Origin of the sequence: Mucilaginibacter ginsenosidivorans (assembly GCF_007971025.1) — a bacterium.
In the GTDB taxonomy this organism is placed as follows: domain Bacteria; phylum Bacteroidota; class Bacteroidia; order Sphingobacteriales; family Sphingobacteriaceae; genus Mucilaginibacter; species Mucilaginibacter ginsenosidivorans.
On record NZ_CP042436.1, the window covers coordinates 3,557,207 to 3,573,197 of the forward strand.

The window sequence follows — 15,991 nt, forward strand, 5'->3', positions numbered from 1 at the left end:
CTTTTTTAAATACTAAAATGAAACTGAGAGAACTGATATTATTTGTACTTATTTTTTTAAATGTCGGGAATACATTTGCTCAAATACATACATTTCAATTAGGCGATGATGCCTTTTTACTTGATAATAAACCATTCCAGATCATTTCGGGAGAGATGCATTATCCAAGGGTGCCCCGTGAGGCCTGGCGCCAAAGAATGAAAATGGCCAAAGCTATGGGTCTGAACACAATAGGTACTTATGTTTTCTGGAATTTGCACGAACCTCAAAAAGGTGTATTTGATTTTACAGGAAATAACGACGTTGCTGAATTTGTTAAAATAGCCCAGGAAGAAGGGCTATGGGTTATTCTTCGGCCAAGCCCCTATGTATGTGCAGAATGGGAGTTTGGAGGATATCCGTATTGGCTTGAAAAGGAAAAAGGATTGATCGTTCGCAGTAAAGAAGCGCGATACCTGGATGAATACAGAAAATACATTATGCAGGTAGGTAAGCAACTGGCGCACTTGCAGGTAAACCATGGTGGAAATATTTTGATGGTACAGATCGAAAATGAGTATGGCTCTTACGGTGCCGATAAAGGATATCTCAGTATCAATCAAAAGCTATTCAAAGAGGCGGGCTTCGATGGCTTGCTTTATACTTGTGACCCTGAATCAGATGTTAAAAACGGGCATCTGCCGGGGTTGCTGCCTGCTGTAAATGGTATCGACGATGTAAGAAAAGTTAAGAAAGTAATTGATAATAACCACGATGGTAAAGGCCCTTATTTTATAGCGGAATGGTATCCCGCATGGTTTGACTGGTGGGGAACCAAACATCATATAGTTTCAGCCGAGCAATTTTTGCCAAAGCTTGATTCGGTACTGGCTGCCGGTATATCTATCAATATGTATATGTTTCACGGTGGGACTACCCGTGGATTTATGAATGGTGCTAATTTTAAAGATGGAACACCTTACGAACCACAGATCAGCAGCTATGATTATGACGCGCCGTTAGATGAAGCGGGCAACCCTACGGATAAGTTTATGAAATTCAGGGATGTCATCAGAAAGCACCTGCCTGAGGGGCAGGTCCTTTCCGATGTTCCTTCATCTAAACCTACTATAATCATACCCCGGATAACGCTGTCGCAAACACGCAGTATATTGGATATTTTACCAGCTGCGGTAAAAAATGCAACACCGCTTACTTTTGAAGATCTGAATCAGGCCTATGGTTTTATGCTGTATCGTACCACACTTAGCGGTGGGGGGGCGGGGATATTGAAATTGGACGGTTTGCGCGATTATGCCATTATATTAATTAATGGTAAAAGGGCTGGAATATTAGACAGAAGGCAGAACCAAGACAGTATCAATATTGCGCTGCCAAAAGGAAAGGTAAAACTGGATATACTGGTTGAAAACCTGGGCCGTATCAATTTCGGGAAATACTTGCTGCAAAATAAAAAGGGTATAACCCAGGGCGTGAATTTTTCTGGCAATCAGGTTAAAGGTTGGCAAATGTACAGCCTGCCGTTTAACCATATCAATACAATCAATTTTAATGGCAATAATACGGTAAGTACCAACGCGCCTGTCGTCAAAAAAGGTTCATTTTACCTTAACACCGTAGCCGATACTTACCTGGATATGCGTAAATGGGGCAAGGGTGTGGTTTGGGTTAATGGCCATAATCTGGGCAGGTACTGGTCTGTTGGGCCACAACAAACTGTTTATTTGCCGGCTGAATGGTTAAAGAAAGGCCGAAATGAGGTGGCTGTCTTTGAATTGATCAAAACGGATCAAACAATATTAAAAAGTATCGGGACGCCTATTTTGAATGAGCTGGAATAGGTGTTTCAAAATATAAAAAGATTGATTGATGATTAGTTGATTTCTCCAGGGCGCTTCAGGTGAGATGGAAGCGCCTTTTTACCAAGCAGAGCAAATATGCTATTTTATAAAAAACAGACTGAAACCCGGGACCTATATGTTATTCGAAACAGTCGTGGTATGGAAGCTGCTTTTACTGCCTGCGGTGCCAAACTTGTTTATTTAAAAATTCCCGACAAAAATGGGAATCGCATTAATATCGTACATAATTTCGACGGAGCAGAACAATGTGTTCGTTTGTCTGAACCCAATCATATATCGGCAATTGATAATTACCTTGACTTGAAGTTAAGTGAAAAATATTACCAATTAGTTGCGAATAACGACCACAAGATCATCCATGATGAACAATATAATGTTCGGTCAAAAAATTGGAAAATAGTTCTGAAAGGGGCGCAGACAATCGCGTTTACCTATAAGTCTCGAGATTATGCAGGTGAGTTTTTGGGCAACCTAACGCTAACGATCAGGTATACCATTGATGATTTCAATAAGTTGAAGATCGAGTACAATGCGAATACCGATCGGGCTGTCACGATCGATATGCCAAATCATATTTTTTTTAATCTTAATGGAGTAAAAAGCGGAACCATTGGACATCATTTGTTGCTGATCAGAGCGGATCATTACGTGCCGATAGATTCTGCCCTAATACCTACCGGGGAAATAGATATGGTGAAAGGCACGCCTTTCGACTTTACAAAACCGACGGCTGTCGGCATCCGCATCAATGATAACCATGTACAGCTCAATAACGGTAGAGGTTATGATCACAATTTTGTGTTGAATAAGCATAGTAACAGAACATCGGTAGCAAAAGTTAGTGGGGACAAAAGTGGTATTCTGATGGAGGTGTTTACCGACCAACCAGCGCTACACTTTTATTCTGGTAGCCTTAAAAAAAGTACAGGTTCAATAAATGAGGGGATGGAAAATTATTCCCGTACAGGATTTTGCATGGCACCACAGTCATTATCTGATTCGCTAAACCGCTTCGCTCTTCCGCTCATAACATTCAATCCGGGTAAAAACCCGCCTCATACCATTATTTATCGGTTTATAAGTGATTTCTATAAATGAAATGATAATGAATAATGATGCGTTAAATTAAAATGGCACTTTTGATATTTTAACATTTTGATATGAAGTTCACTATCCCATACACATCCCGTCTTGCTGTTATCATATTGGTTCTCACAATTTCAACTCAACTGCGGGCGCAAAAACCTGTTACAATAACCATCGACCTTAAAAATAAAGCACAGACCATTCAAAGTTTTGGCGCTTCGGGATGTTGGTATTCTGAGTCCATAGGGCTTTATTGGCCAGATAGCACAAAAAAACGTATGGCTGAGCTACTTTTCAGTAAAGCAATAGACAAGCAAGGTAATCCAAAAGGAATTGGCCTTTCGGCCTGGCGCTTTAATATAGGTGCCGGTACTGCAGAACAGGGCGACAGCAGCGGCATTAAAGATGTTAACAGAAGAACTGAATGCTTTTTAAATGCCGACGGTACTTACAACTGGAATAAAGAGCAAGGATACCTTTGGTTTGTTAAACAGGCCCGTGCCTACGGGGTTGAAAATTTAATAGCTTTTGTAAACAGTCCACCCGTTTATTACACTCAAAACCATTTAGGTTATAAAACCACGAAAGACGGAAATGCTAATCTGCCAGCAGATAAATATAGTGCCTATGCGGACTTCCTGGCCGTGGTGTTGACACATTTTAATAACGAAAATATTTACTTCAGCTTTATAAGCCCCGTAAATGAGCCGCAATGGCAATGGTATAATAAATTTGGTGAAGCGAGCCAGGAGGGTAGTCCGTATACCAATGAAGAAATTTTCAAAGTGGTTAAAACACTTGATCAGGCTTTGACGGCCCGCCAACTGTCAAACCGTATATTGATACCTGAAGCAGGTATGCTTAACTATTTATACAGTACACCCAAAAACAGTATGAACGGCAGCCAAATACAAAATTTCTGGTCTGCAGACAGCGCCTTATACCTGGGGAATTTGCCGCACCTGGGTAAATTTATAGCCGGGCATGGCTATTTTACTGATGATACGACGCAAAAAGCGATCAATATAAGGCAACAAGTGGCCGATACCGCAAAAAAATATAAAGTAGAATATTGGCAATCGGAATATTCTATGCTGGGTGATGGCTTTAAGGAAGGGGGGCGGGGTAACCGGAGTGGCTTTGATTGTGCTATGTTCTTAGCCAAACTTATATATTATGACCTTACGTACGGCAACGCATCAAGCTGGCAGTTCTGGAATTCATGGGAGCCGGGCGCAGCTGATATCAATCCGCGCTATTATTTGCTCGCTCTCCATCCCTCGACCGATTTTAAATCAGGCAGTTTTGAAATCACCAAAAACCTTTGGGCACTGGGGCATTTTAGCAGGTTTATCCGGCCAGGAATGGCGAGGCTTAATTTGGAGGAAACAAGTAAGGATTTACTTACCAGCGCTTTTTACGGCGATAAGAAATTGATAGTAGTTATCATTAATAACGGCGGCCTGGTGAAAAAGTTGCACCTGGATATACCGGGTGGAAAGTTTAAAACCTGTCAATCCTATGTAACTACGGCAATGGCTGATGACAATATGAAAGCGGAACGGAAAGGGAGACCTGATGACATTTTAAATATAAGGCCACGGTCCATTTACACTTTGGTAATGGATGAAAATTAATTCTTAAATACCGATGAAATTAAGCTGAAAGGGCCTTCTTGCGTTTAACTAAATCTGTAAGCCGACTGCTTATTTGGTGGTGAGGGTGCCCATTTTGGTATATTCCACATAATTAGGCTCCCACAGTTCGATCTTATTGCCCTCTGGGTCCATCAGGTCTACAAAATTACCATAGCTGGTCTTTTCGACGCTATTAGTCGGCATAACGCCAGCCGCTCTCATTTGGGTCAAAAGCTGGTCCAAGCCTTCCACGCCGTAATTGATCATGAATTGCTTTTCAGAAGGCTGAAAGTATTTGGTGGTTTCCTTAAACGGCGCCCATGCGGTAAACCCCTTTGGTGCTGTCCATGACCTGGTGCCATTCAAAAGTTGAACCGTATCCTCCCATACAGATACCCAAATTCTCGCTGTACCAAGCTTTCAGCGCCGTGGGGTCTTTGGCCTAAAAAAAATACCGCCGACACCCGTTACACTCGGACCGCTGTTGACCTGGTTGGTTATTCGGCTGAAACCATAGCCCAACAGAAAAGCTGCACAAAGCAGGGATTTTACAACGGCACCTTTTAGGAGTTGAAAATAAATTGCAGGAATGTCAGTTTTACGTAAAAAATACGTACCTTTAGTACGTTCCACTCTGGGTCATATTCCTTAGACTTTGCCTGTTTCCATTTTCGGTGATCTTTAAGCTACATACCAAGGCAGGCATAAACAATTATTGTACAAAAACTTACACCACGTGAACGAAGAGGATGAATGCATTCCTGCGAAATTCATTTTGGGCAAATAATAGAAACCATTTATGGACACGCAAGCGCTGGAGAGTCAGGCAAGGCTATACCTCTATGACCTGATGAATGAAGCCAAAGAGCATGGATTTAAACCTGACGAGCCATGGAGCCTGAAATTGGTAACTGAAGCAGAAAAAAAGCAGATCCAGCGTGAGTATTATCCTGCGGTAGCAAGTAAGGTGTATCCTGAATTGATCCTCGACGTCTTTCACACTGTAAAATCAAAGCTACAGCAATCCATGAGTAAAGAAGAACAATTGATAGATCTTCGCACGGTATTAAGCGACGGTCTTGCCTACATTATAGCCTTTAGTCCAAAAAGGCTCCGCTAAACCTATTGAGGAACCCAATTTTTGAACCCTAATTTATTAAATTGAATGGCATTTTTAGATCATGTATTGCAAGCCCCGGCCTACGGATGGAAAGACGTACAGGGCGACTTGATCAAACCAAGTATCAGGCAAATATTGCGCGAGTTTTTTTCACGGCTGAATGTTTTTAGTAACCGTAAAAACTGGTTGCCTTTTTTTAGCTGGTTCAAGGTGCTTTGCCTGGTGCCGTTTTTTATTTTGTTCCTGTTCAAATACATGGACCCCTGGATGTTGCTGGTAGGATTCATGTATAGCATGGTCATATTAGGCACGCATGGCACCATATGGCACCATAGGTACTGTACGCATGGCGCGTACCATTTTCGTAACCCTTTCTGGCGTTTTTTTACACAAAACCTTACCATAAGCATCATCCCTGAGGAAATATATGCTATATCACATCACGTCCATCATTCCAAATCAGATCAACCGGGCGACCCATACAACGCCGAAGCTGGTTTTTGGTATTGTTTCCTTGCCGACGTCAATCATCAGCCTATTGCGAAAAACCTGAGTGAAGATGACTATTGCCGCGTAAAAGCGTTAATGAAACACACGGGAGTTAAAGCGAATACTTACGCGCAATATCAAAAATGGGGTTCGTATGTAAACCCATATCGCGCCGTAATGTCGTGGATACTCAACTGGTCGTTTTGGTATCTGGCTTTTTACCTCGTTGGCGGTCATGCTCTGGCCTGCACCATATTCGGTTCAGCAGGATTCTGGGCCATAGGCGTACGTACATTTAACTACGAGGGACATGGAAAAGGAAAAGACAAAAAACGCGAAGGGGTTGACCATAATCAGAAAGATAATTCCATCAACCAGCTTTGGCCAGGTTTTGTAGCCGGCGAATGGCATAATAATCATCACCTGTACCCCAAAAGCGCCCGCAGCGGCTTCAGGCCATACCAGGTTGATACTGCATGGTATTATATCAAGTTCATGAGCATGATAGGAGCTGTAAAATCATACAAGGATTCAAAAAAAGATTATTACAGGCAATATCACCAGCCTTACCTGGAAAGTAAAATGAAAGCATGTGCCGGGAGCGAACTAACCGCCAATCGCACAGACATTAATAAACAGATCAACGTGAGTTGATATGCCTACATCAAAAAACAAAAAGGACATACCTGCAACAGGTATGTCCTTTTTTATGAAACCGGAAATAATTAATGATTTATTTCTTTGCGGTTTTATCGTTGGTGGATATGAAAAAGAAGATCACACCTACAAATGTTGTTAATATGCCGATAAACAAAGGCCACTCAGAGGTCATGCCGCCCTTAGGGTTAATGGTCATAGGATCAGAATCAACGACATTCAGCGCCGGCCTGAAATAAATAAGGCAAGTTATCAGGATAGCTATGCCTGCAAGAGTGATGAATATGCTTGTTGTTTTCATTAATGGTTATTTTGGTACAAATGTAAAATAAATTTTTATTCGATCGTCATTTTGATAGAATTAGATGGTATTCCAACAATTAGATGCGAATTTTGTACTTTAAATATTACGGCCATGGAAAAACATATTGTAAAGGTATTGGCAACACGCTCCATTACACATAACGTAAAGCAATTTGATATCGAGAAGCCAAAAGGATACAAATTCTTTCCCGGGCAGGCCACTGATGTATCCCTGAATAAAAAGGGTTTAAAAGATGACCTTCACCCGTTTACATTCACATCACTTAATGAATGGGACAATTTGCAGTTTACGGTCAAAATATATACGGATCATGACGGAATGACCAATAAGTTACAGCATATAAACGGCGGCGATGAATTGATCATTCATGATGTTTGGGGCGCGATCAATTTTAGAGGCCCTGGTTTATTTATAGCAGGTGGGGCAGGAGTAACGCCTTTCATCGCTATACTGCGACAATTGTATAGGGATGGGCATGTAAATAACTGCAAGTTGCTTTTTGCTAACAAGTCGGTAAACGACATTATTTTGAATGATGAGTTTCGAATGATGCTTGGTGAAAACTTTATCAATATCCTGGATAAAACAGACAACCCTAAATTCCTCCAGGGCCATATTGATAAGCAACTTATCCAAAAGTACGCCACAGATGACATGAAATATTTTTATGTGTGCGGTCCTGATAAGTTTACAGAAGATATGGTAAAATGCCTGGAGGAGTTGGGCAAAAGCAAAGAGTGCATTATAATAGAAGAATAATCCTTATAAATTTACGGCTGTATTATTTAGAAAATGGCCGTTTCCGATTATTTAATTGTTGCAATTTTCCTGGTTGTAGCTGTTTTACTTAGTATCAGGACCGGCAAACTAACCGCAGCAGGAGGGTTAACCGGCGGAACCGTAGGCTTATTGGTATTCGCAGGTTTCGGATATATTGGTTTAAGCATACTCACGGTTTTTTTTATATCAGGCACCTTGGCTACAAGTTGGAAAAAGCAAGACAAAATACGATTCAAAGCTCAATCCGATCAGTCAGCCAGCCGGAACGCGGGGCAGGTATTGGCCAATGGGGGCGTGGCTGCAATAATGGGTCTGCTTGCGATATTCATCCCGCAGCAAACGTATTTACTCGGGCTAATGATGGCAGGCGCGCTTGCTTCGGCAACAGCAGATACTTTATCGTCCGAATTGGGAATGGTTTACGGTCGTAGCTTCTTTAATATTATCACGTTAAAAAAAGAAACAAAAGGGCTTGACGGCGTTATCAGTCTTGAAGGACTGTTGATTGGCATCATCGGGTCTGCTCTTATTGCTGCTATTTATTCGCAGGGCCATCTATCGCACATGACGTTCATTTGGATCATCTGCGCAGGAACAATCGGCAACCTGGCTGATTCTGTTCTGGGTGCTGTCTTCGAACGAAAGGGTGGCTTAAATAACGATTCGGTCAACTTCCTGAATACGTTGATCGCCGCACTATCTGTGCTGGCCTTTGTGAGCCTGGCCTGGTAATTATTTTATAACCATTTGTGCCGTATTCCGACTGATCTGTTCAAGCAAAACGGTTTTACCGCCTACCAGGTCGCGCAACGCCCCAAGTTTATAGTGACGGATGGTTATCAGCGAAATTTCTTCGTTATATTTCACTTTAAAATTCGGGGCAAGGGCAACCAGCAGCTTTTCAAACCGCTCATGTTTCAGGTCGAAACATACACTGAAACTCAACGCTGATGTTTGCATGATATTTACTTTAACCTGGTTTTTGGCAAAAAAGCTAAATATTTCACTTAAATGGGTTTCGGAGATAAATGAATAATCTTTTGCTGAAATTGACAGTAATACCTGGTTTTGTTTAAGGATGATCACCGGCTTTTCAAAAGCAGTGTTCGCCGTTTCTTTGATAATAGTGCCTGGCTCGTCGGGATGATTGAATGATCTTACGAGTAACGGTATTTTGGCGTTCTGTAGAGGTTTGATGGTTTTTGGGTGAATTACACTAGCCCCATAATAAGTCATTTCGATGGCCTCGGTATACGATAACTCATCAAATTTGACGGTATCACTAAAAAATTTTGGATCGGCATTCAGTATACCGGGTACGTCCTTCCATGTAGTAACCGACTCTGCCTGGAGACATGAAGCAAAGATAGACGCTGTATAATCCGAACCTTCGCGCCCCAGCGTTGTTGTGAAATTCTCCGATGTTCCGCCTAAAAACCCTTGGGTCACGACAATGCCTTTTTCCAATAATTTTGGAATGTCATTTTTAATTGAGACCATGGTCTTCTCCCAGTCCACATTTCCTTCCCGGTAGTTATTATCAGTATGAATATATCCGCGTGCGTCAACCCATTGTGATTTTATGTCCGCATGATTAAGATATGCTGCAACAATACGGGTCGATACCAATTCTCCGATCGATACAATCTGATCATAAACAAAATCATAGTCGTCGTGCGGTTCGTCCTCTATCATCCAGTCTATCTCGACAAACGTATTTGCAACTTCATTAAATATTGAGTGGGACGGGTCGAAAAGCTGTTTTGCTATATTGAAGTGATAATCTTTGATCTCCGAAAAAATATCGGGTAATTCGTCAGTTCCGTTCATATAAGCTTTAGTGAGCCGTTCGAGCGCATTGGTTGTTTTGCCCATTGCAGAAACGACAATGAGCAATTGCTGACCGGTGTATTTTCTGACAATCTCCGAAAGGTTTATCACCCCGGCTGCATCCCTTACCGATGCACCTCCGAATTTGAATACAAGCATTATCTGATATATTGGCTTATTACAGTATTTGTCCGCAACAAGGATTTGATTTGCATATATGGTATCAAAAGGGTCGTTTGACCCTCTGAATATGGTTTTATCTCATATTCATTGTACAGGAAACTGATCCCGATAGGGGTCACCAAAAAGTTATTGTTTAGGGCGAATTTGCGGCCCTTAAAAGAATAATTTGTAAACGAACCGGTATCGCTTAATTTCTCCTGCTTCCGGAAATTTTTTTCGGCGATAGCTCTCAAATTTTCCTCATTCCCGGGCGACAAGATATCGCCGAGTTCAATTTTTTTATTGGCGCCGGTATCCCAGTTAATAAAGCCGGTATAGTCGCTTCCGTGTGCACCGCCATCGTAAGTATACCGGTCTATCTGCAAAGTGATAAGGCTGGAGTCCTGCCTGACAACGGTTGCACTTGATTCCAGGGTGTAAAATACATTCGGATGATCGGCATTACGCGTCGTATCGTAATTGTAAAACTGGATAAACTTCTGAGTTTGTTGCTGCAAACTGCTATCGGGCTTATCACCTGTGTAATACGCAATAAGCAACCTCTTAACAACCGTGTCGTTCAGGACTTTCTGGTCGGGGAAAAAAGGGTAGGTCACTTTGGCAACCGTACAGGAAGTATCGGGCTTATCACCACAGTCAGAGGCCCGTTGCTTAACAACTTTATAAGTATACACAAGTGTGTCTTTTGTCGTGGTCGCCCCACTATTTTTAGGAGCCGACCTATGGCATGAGTATAAACTAAATATAACTACAACTAACAGACTAAGCCTACGATTCATAATTTATAATTTTTTATTTGCTCTTTTGAGAGCGAGCCATTCAGCCACCCGTCCTCGATAGTAGCTTCGTATTTATTGTAGAACTTAATTGCAGGCTCGTTCCAATCAAGCACCTGCCAGGTCATGCCGTTAAATCCCAGTTCGCTTGCCTCTTCAATCATCTTATCAAATAATAATTTACCGACTCCTTTTCCGCGCCAGCTTTCAGTAACTATGAGATCCTCAAGGTAAAGACGGCAACCTTTCCAGGTAGAGTAACGCACGTAGTAAATAGCGAAACCGACGACAAAACCTTCCCACTCGGCAACATAGGCTTTCCAAACCGGGTTCGGGCCAAAACCGGCTTTTTCAAACTCGTCAAGCGTTACGGTAACTTCATCAGGGGCGCGTTCAAACAGAGCCAGTTCATTTACCAACTCCATCAGTCGTGGGCAATCTTCCCTTTTTGCAATTCTTAATTGTATCTGGTTATTGATCATTTGTCATTCATAATAGGTCAGTGGATTATGTGACCGGTTAAATCGTGTCGATTTTTAAAATCTAAAAATTGCGTCTTAATTGTTTTTCCAGTGTTTGATCACCCGCTGCCCGAACACCGTACTCCCCAAGCGCACCATATTGCTGCCTTGTTCGATAGCGATCTTGTAATCGGACGACATGCCCATTGACAAGGTATCAAAACTGTTTTCCTTGCGGAAATAGCTTTGTTTGATACCTTCAAAAAACGTTTTTAACTCGTAGAATTCCTCTTTTATTTGCTTTTCACTTTCTGTGTTCGTCGCAATTCCCATCATTCCCCGTACCCTCACATGTTTGATATTAACGAATTCTTCGGAACGGAGCATCTCTATCACTTCGTCGAAACCCAGGCCATATTTTGTTTCCTCATCGGCTATGTACACTTGCAGCAGGCAATCAATAACCCGGTTGTTTTTTTGTGCATGCTTATCAATTTCCTGCAGCAGCTTGATGCTATCGACGGATTGTATCATTGTAATAAACGGCGCAATGTATTTTACCTTGTTGGTTTGCAGGTGCCCGATAAGGTGCCATTGGATATCTTTCGGTAGCGTTTCATACTTTTCTACCAGTTCCTGCACCATATTTTCACCAAATAAACGTTGTCCTGCATCATAGGCCTCCATTATTTCCTCGTTCGATTTGGTTTTGGATACGGCTATGAGCGTTACATGAATGACCGAGGTTTCGTTTTTTAAGCTTCTGATATTATCTGCTATGCTCATTTATCCGTAGTTTTGCTTAATAATGCCGCTAAAATAAAGAATGCAAAAATATAATATCCTGTTTTTTTCACTATTGCTTTTCTGCGGGGCTTGCGGCGGCGACCGCGTACCTGACAACATAATTCAGCCTGACAGGATGACCAGGCTGTTAACCGAGATACATATTACCGATGGCAGTATGTATAATGTAATGCAGGTGCCCGATAGTTTGTTCAAATATGGCACCGCCAAATACCTGATGGTGTTCAAAAGTTTCCATACAGATTCTAATCAATTCAAAAAAAGCCTTCAGTATTATTCCCAAAACCCTGAACTGCTTGTGAAAATGTATGAGCAGGTATCGGATGTGTTGAAAAAGAAGTCAGACTCACTCAATAAAGTTAACCAACAGCAGATAGCCGCGGACGCAAAAAGAAAGGCGGACTCCATCAAAAAATTACCTAAACAGCCGGCGACACAAACAAAGCCAATTGATACGCCCAAAATCAAACCACGTACTCAACCCGCCCCGATCAAACGATTTGTACCTTTTAAGCGTAAACCGAATGCTGATCCCATCAAATAGTGTTGAAAAGCTTGGCTTTACTGAGATAAAGGAACTGATAAAAGCGCATTGCCTGAGTGTCATGGGCCAGCAAATGGTTGACAAGATACAGGTAATGAATAATTATGACCAGGTCCTGAAATTCTTACACCAAGCCAATGAGTTCAAAAATATATTAGAGAATGATGAGGCATTGCCCATCCATCATTTCTTCGATATTAAATCGCTGGCAAATAAAGCGAAGATAGAAGGTGCCTTTCTTAGTGAAGAAGAGTTTTTCCAGGTGCAGGCTTCATTGTCAACCGTATTTGCGGTTATTGACTATTTTAATGAACGCGAAGGACAGTATCCCAACCTTGAAGCCTTATTTGAGCATTTACCGATTGAAAAATCAATTCTCAAAAAAATAGGAGTGATTATCGATCAGAAAGGCAAGATCAGGCCAAACGCTTCGCGCGAACTGGCTGATATAACAGCGGGCATTGCCAAAGCCGAACACGAGGCAAGGCGGAAGATCGATCAGATATTTAAAAATGCCTCGGCTAACGGATGGACAGCCGACGGATCTTTAACTGTTCGCGACGGGAGACTATGTATACCGTTGCTCGCCGAAAATAAACGCAAACTAAAAGGCTTTATTCACGATGAATCGGCATCCGGGCAAACTGTGTATATCGAGCCGGAAGAAGTATTTTCATTGAATAATAGCATCCGCGACCTGGAATTTGAGCGGCGTCGCGAAATAGTAAGGATATTGACCGGTTTGACAGACGAATTGCGGCCTTATGTTCCGCTTTTGTTATCGTATCATGGTTTGCTGACCAAAATAGATTTTGTTCGTGCGAAGGCATTATTTGCGATTGATATAGAAGCTGAAATGCCGGTGCTGGTGAATGATGCTAAAATAACCCTCCAAAACGCGCGACACCCTTTATTGTACCTGAGCTTTAAAGCAGAAAAGAAAACGGTTGTACCCCTGAATATTTCGATTGACGAAGACGCCAGGATTGTAGTAGTTTCAGGGCCGAACGCAGGGGGCAAATCTGTTTGTATGAAAACGGTTGGGTTACTGCAAATGATGACACAGGCCGGGTTACTGATACCAGCTTCAGAGGTAAGTACCATAGGAGTCTTCAAACAAATGTTTGTTGATATCGGAGACGATCAATCCATTGATAGTGATTTGAGTACCTACAGTGCGCATCTTTCCAAAATGAAGAATTTTGTAGAGATGGCTAACGGCAAAACGCTGGTGCTGATAGATGAGTTCGGCACAGGTACCGACCCGCAATTTGGTGGCCCGATAGCGGAAGCTGTTTTGGAGACACTTAACCAAAAGCACATTCGCGGGGTTATCACTACGCACTATTCAAACCTGAAACTGTTCGCCAGTAACACACCAGGGATAGAGAATGCCTCGATGCTGTTCGACAATGTAGAAATGCGGCCGCTTTACATGCTTGAAGTGGGTAAACCCGGGAGCTCTTATGCGTTTGAAATTGCGCAAAAGATCGGGTTGCCGAAGCAAGTGCTCGACCTTGCCAAAAATAAGATAGGCGTTAATCAAAAGAAAGTCGATACCTTATTAGTCGACCTTGAAAGAGAGAAGAAGGAAATATACGACACCAAATTGAAACTGGACAGGCAGCAAAGGCAGGTGGATAACCTGTTGAGCGAGAACGAGAAATTAAAAAGCTATCTTGAAGAAAATAAAAAAATCCTTATTCGCGAAGCCAAACAGGAGGCTAACACCATTATACTAAATGCCAATAAGTTAGTTGAAAATACCATAGCGGGTATAAAAAATAGCAACGCCGATAAAGAAAAGACACGCATGTTGCGGGAAAACCTGAACCGGGAACTGGAAAAGAATACGATAAAAACCGAACCGACCAAGGCTGCAAAAGCAAATGAAGAATTGAAACCCGGCGATTGGGTGAAACTGACCGATTCGGAAACTACCGGCCAGGTGATGGAAATAGCAAAGGATAACGTGATCATTGCCATCGGCAACCTGCGTACCGTAGCCAGGAAGAACCGGGTACAAAAGGTATCAAAAAAAGAAGTTCCGAAAGAAATCAGGAGGAGCTTTAGTGCCGGTACCGGGGATGTGGCAAATTTTAGTCCGGAGATTGATGTACGCGGGAAGCGGGGAGAAGAGGCGTTGTATGAAATTGAAAAGCTGTTGGACCGGGCACTGATGATGGGCATTGGGAGCCTGAAAATATTACATGGAAAAGGTGACGGTATTTTGCGTAAATTAATTCGCGATTATTTAAAAAAATACGATGCCGTGAGCCGCATAGAAGATGAACACGCAGACAGGGGCGGAGACGGCATTACTTACGTATATTTGAAATAAACCATTGACCATGAAACCTAAATTCCTTTTTCTTTTCTTTATTAGTCTGGGCAGTTTTATATGCCACGCTCAAACAGTTGTTATCAGGAGCCACGACACTCATATCAAATATATGGGCCGTATAAAAATGCTCGATGAGGCTGCGGAACTTTCATGGTCTGCTTCATCCGCTAAAATAAATTTCAGGGGTACGGGGCTAAAGGCTACTTTAAAGGATGAACACGGTATAAATTATATAGATGTCATTTTGGACGGGAAAGTTACTTCTGTATTGCAACCAGATAGCATCCGCAGGGATTACACGCTTGCAAGCGGCCTACCCGAAGGTAATCACAGCATTGAATTGTTTAAACGTACTGAATGGGCCATGGGAAAAACCTGGCTTTACCAGTTCTCACTCGACAAGGGCGCATCGATATTGCCCGCGCCACCGGTTAAAAAACGTAAAATGGAATTCTTTGGCAATTCGATCACGTGCGGCTATGCGGATATCGATTCGTCTGGTCGCGACAGGGGCACAGCGCCTTTCGAAGATGCCTATTTCAGCTATGCTACGCTAACCGCTAAACATTTTGACACCGAATTCAACCTTACGGCACGCAGCGGAATTGGTATCATGGTAAGTTGGGACCCGCTGATAATGCCGGAAATGTATAATCGGATCGACGCGACCGATTCTGAAAGTAAATGGGATTTTTCAAAATACACCCCTGATCTGGTGGTTATCAACCTGTTTCAGAACGACAAGTGGATAACTAAAATACCACAAAATGGCCAGTTTAAAGCTAGGTTTGGCGACAAGGCGCCAACGGAAGAACAAATAATAAAAGCCTATAAAGAGTTTGTGAAGACTGTTCGCGACAAGTACCCGAAGGCAAAGATCATTTGTGCATTGGGTAGTATGGATGCCGTAAGCCCGGATTCGCCCTGGCCCGGTTATATACAAAAGGCCGCGGAACAAATTGGTGATAAAAATATTTTAACACATTTTTTCCCTTACAAAAACACACCCGGTCATCCCAGCGTAAAAGAACAGCAGGCAATGGCCGACGACCTGATCGCTTTTATTGAGCAAAATATTAAATGGTGACAC

16 protein-coding genes are annotated in these 15,991 nt (G+C 42.3%); 10 read left to right on the plus strand and 6 right to left on the minus strand.

Annotation, left to right across the window (positions count from 1 at the left end; all coding sequences use genetic code 11):
• Positions 1-17: 17 nt before the first annotated feature.
• The 3 genes from FRZ54_RS16315 to FRZ54_RS16325 all read left to right on the plus strand — a co-directional run bounded on the left by FRZ54_RS16315 (position 18) and on the right by FRZ54_RS16325 (position 4,585).
• Positions 18-1,841 carry a glycoside hydrolase family 35 protein gene (locus FRZ54_RS16315; RefSeq protein ID WP_147032646.1) on the plus strand — a complete coding sequence of 608 codons (1,824 nt, stop codon included), beginning with the start codon at positions 18-20 and terminating at the stop codon, positions 1,839-1,841.
• Positions 1,842-1,937: 96 nt separating this feature from the next.
• The gene (locus FRZ54_RS16320) at positions 1,938-2,960 is read left to right on the plus strand and encodes an aldose epimerase family protein (protein WP_147032647.1); all 1,023 of its coding nucleotides are present in this window, start codon (positions 1,938-1,940) and stop codon (positions 2,958-2,960) included.
• Between the two features lie 62 nt (positions 2,961-3,022).
• Positions 3,023-4,585 (plus strand): glycoside hydrolase, encoded by a 1,563-nt coding sequence (locus FRZ54_RS16325; protein WP_147032648.1) that lies wholly within the window; start codon positions 3,023-3,025, stop codon positions 4,583-4,585.
• Between the two features lie 69 nt (positions 4,586-4,654).
• On the opposite strand, the gene FRZ54_RS16330 is transcribed toward FRZ54_RS16325, so the two are convergent.
• Complete coding sequence (locus FRZ54_RS16330) at positions 4,655-4,951, minus strand: VOC family protein (protein WP_228462518.1); 297 nt, start codon at positions 4,949-4,951, stop codon at positions 4,655-4,657.
• Between the two features lie 433 nt (positions 4,952-5,384).
• Here FRZ54_RS16330 and FRZ54_RS16335 point away from each other — a divergent pair, with 433 nt between their 5' ends.
• Both FRZ54_RS16335 and FRZ54_RS16340 read left to right on the plus strand, forming a co-directional pair.
• Entirely contained in the window at positions 5,385-5,705 is a 321-nt protein-coding gene (locus FRZ54_RS16335) for a hypothetical protein (RefSeq protein WP_147032649.1), read from the plus strand.
• 45 nt (positions 5,706-5,750) lie between these two features.
• Positions 5,751-6,848 (plus strand): fatty acid desaturase, encoded by a 1,098-nt coding sequence (locus tag FRZ54_RS16340; protein WP_147032650.1) that lies wholly within the window; start codon positions 5,751-5,753, stop codon positions 6,846-6,848.
• Between the two features lie 79 nt (positions 6,849-6,927).
• Here the strand turns inward: FRZ54_RS16340 and FRZ54_RS16345 are convergent, their stop codons facing one another.
• Positions 6,928-7,152 carry a hypothetical protein gene (locus tag FRZ54_RS16345; protein WP_147032651.1) on the minus strand — a complete coding sequence of 75 codons (225 nt, stop codon included), beginning with the start codon at positions 7,150-7,152 and terminating at the stop codon, positions 6,928-6,930.
• A gap of 114 nt (positions 7,153-7,266) precedes the next feature.
• Between FRZ54_RS16345 and FRZ54_RS16350 the strand changes: the two genes are divergently transcribed.
• Together FRZ54_RS16350 and FRZ54_RS16355 are read left to right on the plus strand one after the other, a co-directional pair.
• A complete protein-coding gene (locus FRZ54_RS16350; protein WP_147032652.1) occupies positions 7,267-7,935 on the plus strand; it encodes a ferredoxin reductase domain-containing protein in 669 nt (222 codons plus the stop codon).
• Between the two features lie 33 nt (positions 7,936-7,968).
• A complete protein-coding gene (locus tag FRZ54_RS16355) occupies positions 7,969-8,688 on the plus strand; it encodes a DUF92 domain-containing protein (protein WP_147032653.1) in 720 nt (239 codons plus the stop codon).
• Here the strand turns inward: FRZ54_RS16355 and FRZ54_RS16360 are convergent, their stop codons facing one another.
• The 4 genes from FRZ54_RS16360 to FRZ54_RS16375 form a co-directional block, all read right to left on the minus strand.
• A complete protein-coding gene (locus FRZ54_RS16360; RefSeq protein WP_147032654.1) occupies positions 8,689-9,945 on the minus strand; it encodes an aspartate kinase in 1,257 nt (418 codons plus the stop codon).
• Entirely contained in the window at positions 9,945-10,643 is a 699-nt protein-coding gene (locus FRZ54_RS16365; RefSeq protein ID WP_187359643.1) for a DUF3298 and DUF4163 domain-containing protein, read from the minus strand. The genes FRZ54_RS16360 and FRZ54_RS16365 overlap by 1 nt, the downstream gene beginning before the upstream one ends.
• A 101-nt stretch (positions 10,644-10,744) precedes the next feature.
• Positions 10,745-11,227, minus strand: a complete 483-nt coding sequence (locus FRZ54_RS16370) for a GNAT family N-acetyltransferase (protein WP_147032656.1) — start codon at positions 11,225-11,227, stop codon at positions 10,745-10,747.
• A 75-nt stretch (positions 11,228-11,302) separates the two neighbouring features.
• Positions 11,303-11,992, minus strand: coding sequence for a YggS family pyridoxal phosphate-dependent enzyme (locus FRZ54_RS16375; RefSeq protein ID WP_147032657.1), 690 nt, complete (start codon positions 11,990-11,992; stop codon positions 11,303-11,305).
• A 40-nt stretch (positions 11,993-12,032) separates the two neighbouring features.
• Between FRZ54_RS16375 and FRZ54_RS16380 the strand changes: the two genes are divergently transcribed.
• The 3 genes from FRZ54_RS16380 to FRZ54_RS16390 are packed head-to-tail and all read left to right on the plus strand — an operon-like array spanning position 12,033 to position 15,988.
• Positions 12,033-12,557 (plus strand): DUF4296 domain-containing protein, encoded by a 525-nt coding sequence (locus tag FRZ54_RS16380; RefSeq protein ID WP_147032658.1) that lies wholly within the window; start codon positions 12,033-12,035, stop codon positions 12,555-12,557.
• Positions 12,538-14,898, plus strand: coding sequence for an endonuclease MutS2 (locus FRZ54_RS16385; protein WP_147032659.1), 2,361 nt, complete (start codon positions 12,538-12,540; stop codon positions 14,896-14,898). Before FRZ54_RS16380 ends, FRZ54_RS16385 begins: the two co-directional genes overlap by 20 nt.
• Before the next feature lie 10 nt (positions 14,899-14,908).
• The gene (locus FRZ54_RS16390; protein WP_147032660.1) at positions 14,909-15,988 is read left to right on the plus strand and encodes an SGNH/GDSL hydrolase family protein; all 1,080 of its coding nucleotides are present in this window, start codon (positions 14,909-14,911) and stop codon (positions 15,986-15,988) included.
• Positions 15,989-15,991: the final 3 nt, after the last annotated feature.

Coding starts and splice junctions, on each gene's coding strand:
- FRZ54_RS16315 (WP_147032646.1), top strand. CDS start 18: ATGAAACTGAGAGAACTGATATTATTTGTACTTATTTTTTTAAATGTC.
- FRZ54_RS16320 (WP_147032647.1), top strand. CDS start 1,938: ATGCTATTTTATAAAAAACAGACTGAAACCCGGGACCTATATGTTATT.
- FRZ54_RS16325 (WP_147032648.1), top strand. CDS start 3,023: ATGAAGTTCACTATCCCATACACATCCCGTCTTGCTGTTATCATATTG.
- FRZ54_RS16335 (WP_147032649.1), top strand. CDS start 5,385: ATGGACACGCAAGCGCTGGAGAGTCAGGCAAGGCTATACCTCTATGAC.
- FRZ54_RS16340 (WP_147032650.1), top strand. CDS start 5,751: ATGGCATTTTTAGATCATGTATTGCAAGCCCCGGCCTACGGATGGAAA.
- FRZ54_RS16345 (WP_147032651.1), bottom strand. CDS start 7,152: ATGAAAACAACAAGCATATTCATCACTCTTGCAGGCATAGCTATCCTG.
- FRZ54_RS16350 (WP_147032652.1), top strand. CDS start 7,267: ATGGAAAAACATATTGTAAAGGTATTGGCAACACGCTCCATTACACAT.
- FRZ54_RS16355 (WP_147032653.1), top strand. CDS start 7,969: ATGGCCGTTTCCGATTATTTAATTGTTGCAATTTTCCTGGTTGTAGCT.
- FRZ54_RS16360 (WP_147032654.1), bottom strand. CDS start 9,945: ATGCTTGTATTCAAATTCGGAGGTGCATCGGTAAGGGATGCAGCCGGG.
- FRZ54_RS16370 (WP_147032656.1), bottom strand. CDS start 11,227: ATGATCAATAACCAGATACAATTAAGAATTGCAAAAAGGGAAGATTGC.
- FRZ54_RS16375 (WP_147032657.1), bottom strand. CDS start 11,992: ATGAGCATAGCAGATAATATCAGAAGCTTAAAAAACGAAACCTCGGTC.
- FRZ54_RS16380 (WP_147032658.1), top strand. CDS start 12,033: ATGCAAAAATATAATATCCTGTTTTTTTCACTATTGCTTTTCTGCGGG.
- FRZ54_RS16385 (WP_147032659.1), top strand. CDS start 12,538: ATGCTGATCCCATCAAATAGTGTTGAAAAGCTTGGCTTTACTGAGATA.
- FRZ54_RS16390 (WP_147032660.1), top strand. CDS start 14,909: ATGAAACCTAAATTCCTTTTTCTTTTCTTTATTAGTCTGGGCAGTTTT.